Below are 5913 nucleotides of genomic sequence, written 5' to 3' on the forward strand. Positions count from 1 at the left end.
CGCTGTTCTCGCTCGTCCAACCACCGCGGCTCGGTCACGTACGTCATTTTACCGTCTGGTTGACATGGTAACCAAATGCCCCGTACATTCTGGTTAACACGTTAACCAAATGGAGGGCGTCGACGACATGGCCGTTGACGACGACGGGCGGGGCATGGCGTCCCATCCAGCTCCGGAAAGCAGGCACACCATGAGCGGCATCAGCATCATCGGCCTGGGGGGTATGGGCCGCGCCATTGGCGCCCGCGCGGTCGAGGGCGGCCACGCCGTCGAGGTCGTCGGCCGCGACGCGGCCAAGGCCAAGGACCTGGCCGCCGCGCTCGGCGGCGGCGCCACGGCCGGGACATTCGGCACTGCCCCAGCCGGCGACATCGTCATCCTCGCCGTGCCGAACGCCAGCGCCGTGCCGGTCGTCGCCCAGTACGGGGATGCACTGGCCGGCAAGGTCATCATCGACATCACCAACCCCATGAAAGCCGACGCCAGCGGGCTGACCACCCCGGACGGCACTTCCGCCGCGCAGGAGATCGCCAAGGCCGCCCCGGCGAGCGCGCACGTCGTGAAGGCGTTCAACACCGTCTTCGGCCACGTCCTGGCCTTGGGGCGCCCATTGGACGTGCTCTTCGCCGGCGACGACGCGCGGGCCAAGGCAAGCGTATCGGCGTTCATCGAGAGCCTCGGGTTGCGCCCCCTGGATGCCGGAGGCCTGGAGATGGCGCACTGGCTGGAAGGGACGGGCCTGCTGATGATCAACCTGGCCCGCCACGGCGTGGGGGACTTCAACTTCGCCCTCGGCGTCAGCAATCTCAGCTGAGCACACCCGCACCACCAATTCTCGCGCCACCTCACTCATAAGGAACAGCAGAATGCGCGTTTTCGTCACTGGCGGGACCGGCCATTCCGGTTCGTACATCGTCCCCGAGCTCATCGCCGCCGGGCACGAGGTCACCGGCTTGGCCCGGTCGGACACTGCCGCGGCGGCGCTGTCCGCGCTCGGCGCGAAGGTGCGTCGCGGCGACCTCGGGGATCTCGACGGGCTCAAGGAAGCGGCCGCGGACTCCGACGGCGTCATTCACGTCGCGCACCGGCAAGACCTGCTTTTCTCCGGCGGGATCCACGCCGTGGCCGCCGCCGAGCTCCCGATCATGCTTGCCTACGGCGAGGCACTGGCGGGAACCGGAAAGCCGCTGGTCGCGGCGGGGAGCATCGGCTCGCCCGGGCAGGGATTCCTGGGCCGGACGGCCACCGAGGAGGACCCGGCCCTTCCCAGTGGCGATGAGCACAAGGGCACCCTGCGGGCTCGTAACGTCGTGGAAACCACCGTGATCGGCCTAGCCGAGCAGGGCGTGCGGTCTTCGGTCGTGCGGATCGCCAACATCGCGCACAGCACGACCGATCGTGCCGGCTTCCTCGTGCAGCTGATCGCGCTCGCGAAGGAGAAGGGCTTCGTCGGCTACCCCGGAGACGGCGCGAACCTGTGGAACGCCGTGCACATCCGCGATGTCGCCTCCTTGTTCCGCTTGGCGCTGGAGAAGGGCCCGGCCGGCAGATACTGGCACGCGGTCGACGACGGGGGCATCCCGTTCCGCGAGATCGCCGAGGCCATCGGCAGCCGTCTGGGCCTGCCCGCCGTGAGCGTTCCCGTGGACGAACTGGTGCTGCCGGGATACTTCGGGTTCCTCGCGAACATCGTCACGCAGAGCTACCCGGCGTCCAACCTGGTCACCCGCCGGACCCTCGGCTGGGAACCCGCTCAGCCCCGCCTGCTCGCCGATCTGGACAACGGCCACTACTTCCCCGCCGGCTGACGGTAAGGACCCGAGTCTCAACGAGTCCGGCACATGACAAGGAGGGCGGCTCAGAATATGACGACCGTGGGATTCATCGGAAGTGGATACATCGGCAGTACCATCGCGCGGCTCGCCGTCGAGGCCGGGCACCAGGTAGTGCTCAGCAACTCGCGCGGTCCCGAAACGCTCGCGGACACGGCCGCGGAACTGGGGCCGCGGGCGTCCGCGGCGACGAGCGGGGAGGCCGCGGCGGCCGGTGACATCGTCGTGGTCACGGTGCCGGTCAAGGCGTTCCCCAGCTTGCCCGCCGCGTCACTGGCCGGGAAGACGGTCATCGACACGTGCAACTACGCCCCCGAACGTGACGGGCACATCCCCGAGCTCGACAGCAAGTCGCTCACCTCGAGCGAACTGCTGCTGGGGTACATCCCGGACGCCATGGTCGTGAAAGCGTTCAACAACATCTTCTTCAAGCACCTGCTGTCACTCGCCCGCCCGGCGGGGGCGGCCGACCGCTCCTATCTGCCGATCGCCGGGGACTCCGCGCCGGCGAAGGCAGCGGTGACCGAATTCATCGAATCCATCGGGTACAGCGTCGTGGACGCGGGGCCACTGGCCGATAGCTGGCGGCAGGCGACGGGCACGCCGGTGTGGGGGACCCCGTACGGGCCGGCCTCGGACGAGAAGGGCCAGCCGGTCGGCGAGTACGCCATCCGCGCGGCACTGGCCGCCGCGACGCGGTAACCGCTTGGCGCGGGGCGCGGTATGGGCCGACCGTGTTGTGATGCGATCTCCTCGGAGGCGAGACTCCAGGGAGGACGGACCAGGACCGGCTCAACGGCTACCGAACCGCCCTCGACATGGTCGGCGTGCCCATCGACCGCTGTTGAAGTTCAGGCATCGGATCGAGGGGCCGACGGCGCAGAAGGACGGTGGGTGCGGAAGAACTCGATGATGTCGTGGGCCAGCAGGTCGGGTTCTTCGTGGGCGGCGAAGTGTCCACCGCGGGGCATGTGCGTGTAGCGCGTGATGTTGTAGGTGCGCTCGGCCCAGCTCCGCGGGGGCCGGCTCAGGTCGGCGGGGAACAGGGCGACCGCTGTGGGCACGCTCACCCGCTCCACGTGCCTGGTCAGGCCGTGGGCGTACTCGTAGTAGGGCCTGAACGAGGTGGAGATCGTGCCCGTGAACCAGTAGAGGGACGTCTGCGTGAGGATGAAGTCGTCGTTGAAGCGCGAGGACAGATCACCTCCGCAGTCGGACCAGGCACGGTACTTCTCGACGATCCACGCGAGCAGCCCGGCGGGCGAGTCGGCCAGACCAGGGGCCAGGGTGAAGGGACGGGTGCTCTGCTGGTGCTGGTAGCCGCCTTCCTCCGCCTGCCAGGCCGCCACGGAGGCGAGGTGGTCCTGCTCCTGCGGGGTGAGGCCGTCCGGGTCGTATCCGGCCGGGGGTGCCACGGCCAGCAGGTGGATGCCGGCCAGCGCCTCGGGGTGGGCCTCGGCGAGCCGTGAGGTGACGCCGGCGCCCAGGTCTCCGCCGTGTGCCGCGTACCGCTCGAAGCCGAGTTCGTCGCGCATCAGCCGGTGCCAGAGGTCGTGCGCCTGCTCCGCGCCGGTGAGTGCGGGCCGCTGGGGCGAGAAGGCGAATCCGGGTAGTGAGGGGACGATCACGGTGAAGGCGTCCTCTGCTGCCCCGCCGTACCGGGAGGGGGTGGCCAGCCGGTCGGCGAGGTGGACGAGTTCGAGGAAGGAGCTGGGCCAGCCGTGCGTGATGATGATCGGCAACGCGTCCGGGTGCTCGCCGTCGAAGCGGAGATAGTGCACCGGCGTTCCGTCGAGGTCCGCGAAATGTGACGGAAGGGCGTTGATGGCGGCCTCGTGGGCTCGCCAGTCGTAGCCGGAGGCCCAGTAGGTGACGAGGCGGCGGAGCTCCACGGCGTCGGTACCGGCCTCCCAGCCGTTCACCGGCCAGGGCCGGGGCCATCGCGTAGACGTCAACCGAGCGCGGAGCTCGTCCAGTTCCGCGTCACCGACCGCGATCACGGGTGTGTCACTCGGCATGAGTTCTCCTTGCTGTGCTGCGTGATCGACGTGTGCGGAGCATGTGCGGCCGGGCCCGGAGTCCTGGACGGCGGGCCTTGATCCTTGATCTTGGACAGACGGGACACCGGATCCTCAGGATCTGAGGACGGACATCTCGTGGTCATGAAGAACTATCCGCCGCAGTTCACGGCGGACGCGGTCGCGCAGTGCCAGTCGCGGCCCGAGGCGACGATCCGGCAGGTCACCGCCGATCTGGGGATCAACTCCGAAACCCTGCGCAATTGGGTCCGGGACGCTGGTGCGAGCCGGCCAAGGGGGCGCCGGACACAGGTGCCGGCCGAGCCGCCGACGCCGTGCGCACCGGCGGGGGTTCGATCACCTGGCGAGCCTGGCGGTCACGTCCGCCCGGGCCGAGCGGCGGACGGGGACCACGTGACCACGCCGGTGTGCCAGCCACATGAGCACGACGGTGGCCACCACGCCGAACACCACGGCGTACACACTGCCCTCCGGTCCGAAGTCGCCGCCCGTGACCAGCGCGGGACCCGACATCGTCGCGTCCAGCAGGCCCTGCGGGGTGTCGCTGCCGGACACCTTGGTGCTGAAGATGGCGCTCGCGGCAATGTTCCAGCCGAAGTGCAGACCGATCGGCACCCACAGCTTGCGGGTGGCGATGTACGCGGCGGTCAGCATTCCGCCTGCCTCGATGGCGATGGCGATGGCACCCCACAGGGTGGCGTTCGCGTTGAGCAGGTGGATCAGGCCGAACAGCGAGCCGGTCAGCACGAGCGCGATCCAGGTTCCGGTCCAGTGCTCGACGTTCCGGAACAGGACACCGCGGAAGACCAGCTCCTCGGTCACGGCGGCGCCCGCCATGATGCCGAGCAGGCGGACGGCGCTCGCCGGCGTGCCCAGGCCGTTGATCGTGTAGTCGCCTGAGAAGGCGATGTTCGCGATGACTGCCCCGAACAGCGCGATGCCGAGCAGCGTGCCCCAGCTGATCCCCGCGCCTGCTCCCTTCAGCGACACCTCGACGGGGGCCCGGTGCTCGGTGCGCCGCACGACCCAGCCGTAGACCAGGACCGCGACGACGGCCGTCAGCAGGCCGGCGACGAGCGCCGGCCAGGGGTGGTCCTTCACCGCCGCGGTGCCCAGATTGCCGAGAATCCAGACCGTCACAACCGCCAAGAGCTGCCATATCAGACGCACGATGACTCCTTTGTGAGAATTCGTGGCGGGAGCGCCGCGGGCTACCAGCAGGGGGGCGCTCAGCCGGGGAGGTCGACGCCGAGGGCGACGTCGAAGGTCCCCGCGCCGTTGCGGGCCAGGCCCATCAGCAGCGGCCCGACCCCTTCCAGCCAGCGGGCCATCGCCAGGCCGCCGACATCGAACGGGCGCAGTCCGAGGCTCTCGATGAACGCCGATACGCTTGCCTTGGCCCGCGCGTCGTCGCCGGCGAAGAGCACGTCCAATGGGCGCCCCAAGGCCAGGACGTGGCCGAAGACGGTGTTGAACGCCTTCACGACGTGCGCGCTCGCCGGGACTGCCTTGGCGATCTCCTGCGCACCGGACGTGCCTTCAGGGATGACGAGCCCGGTGGCGTCGGCGTTGAACGTGTTGGAGATGTCGATGATGAACTTGCCGGCCAGTGCATCCCCGTGCTGGGCGACGACCGGCACGGCACTGGCGTATGGCACGGCCAGGACGACGATGTCGCCAACCGGGACGGCGCCGAATGTCCCGACCGTGGCCCCGCCGCCGAGCGTCGCGGCCAATTCCTTGGCCTTGGCCGGGTCGCGGCCGATGATCTCGACGGTGTTGCCGCCGGCGAGCGCCCGGCCGGCCAGGGCGCGGCCCATACCCCCCAGGCCGATGATGCTGATGCCGCTCATGGTGTGCCTGCTTTCTGAAGCTGGGCAGAACGCCATGCCCATCCGTCGTTGTCAACGGCTGTGTCGTCGACGCTCCACATTTGGTTAACGTGTGAACCAGAATGTACGGGGCATTTGGTTACCATGTCAACCAGACGGTAAAATGACGTACGTGACCGAGCCGCGGTGGTTGGACGAGCGAGAACAGCG

At 69.0% G+C, this 5913-nt stretch carries 6 protein-coding genes and 1 pseudogene; 4 read left to right on the top strand and 3 right to left on the bottom strand.

The features are described from left to right. Positions 1–109 precede the first annotated feature (109 nt). From ACZ6QO_RS37740 to ACZ6QO_RS37750, 3 genes are read left to right on the top strand one after another with little or no spacing between them, the layout of a single operon-like run. Positions 110–814, top strand: a complete 705-nt coding sequence (locus tag ACZ6QO_RS37740; protein WP_465858313.1) for an NADPH-dependent F420 reductase — start codon at positions 110–112, stop codon at positions 812–814. A 52-nt stretch (positions 815–866) separates the two neighbouring features. Continuing rightward, the gene (locus ACZ6QO_RS37745; protein WP_465858315.1) at positions 867–1808 is read left to right on the top strand and encodes an SDR family oxidoreductase; all 942 of its coding nucleotides are present in this window, start codon (positions 867–869) and stop codon (positions 1806–1808) included. Between the two features lie 57 nt (positions 1809–1865). Beyond that, positions 1866–2534 (top strand): NADPH-dependent F420 reductase, encoded by a 669-nt coding sequence (locus ACZ6QO_RS37750; protein WP_465858317.1) that lies wholly within the window; start codon positions 1866–1868, stop codon positions 2532–2534. A 149-nt stretch (positions 2535–2683) separates the two neighbouring features. Here ACZ6QO_RS37750 and ACZ6QO_RS37755 read toward each other — a convergent pair whose 3' ends face one another. Further along, entirely contained in the window at positions 2684–3850 is a 1167-nt protein-coding gene (locus tag ACZ6QO_RS37755) for an epoxide hydrolase family protein (protein ID WP_465858319.1), read from the bottom strand. Between the two features lie 144 nt (positions 3851–3994). Between ACZ6QO_RS37755 and ACZ6QO_RS37760 the strand changes: the two are divergent. Further along, positions 3995–4135: pseudogene (locus ACZ6QO_RS37760) on the top strand (transposase); the annotation flags it as partial. A gap of 72 nt (positions 4136–4207) precedes the next feature. Here ACZ6QO_RS37760 and ACZ6QO_RS37765 read toward each other — a convergent pair. Together ACZ6QO_RS37765 and ACZ6QO_RS37770 are read right to left on the bottom strand one after the other, a co-directional pair. Further along, positions 4208–5041 (bottom strand): lysostaphin resistance A-like protein, encoded by an 834-nt coding sequence (locus ACZ6QO_RS37765; protein ID WP_465858321.1) that lies wholly within the window; start codon positions 5039–5041, stop codon positions 4208–4210. 59 nt (positions 5042–5100) lie between these two features. Continuing rightward, positions 5101–5766 carry an NADPH-dependent F420 reductase gene (locus ACZ6QO_RS37770; protein ID WP_465858323.1) on the bottom strand — a complete coding sequence of 222 codons (666 nt, stop codon included), beginning with the start codon at positions 5764–5766 and terminating at the stop codon, positions 5101–5103. Positions 5767–5913 lie beyond the last annotated feature (147 nt).

The organism is Sphaerisporangium sp. NPDC049457, from assembly GCF_055586705.1.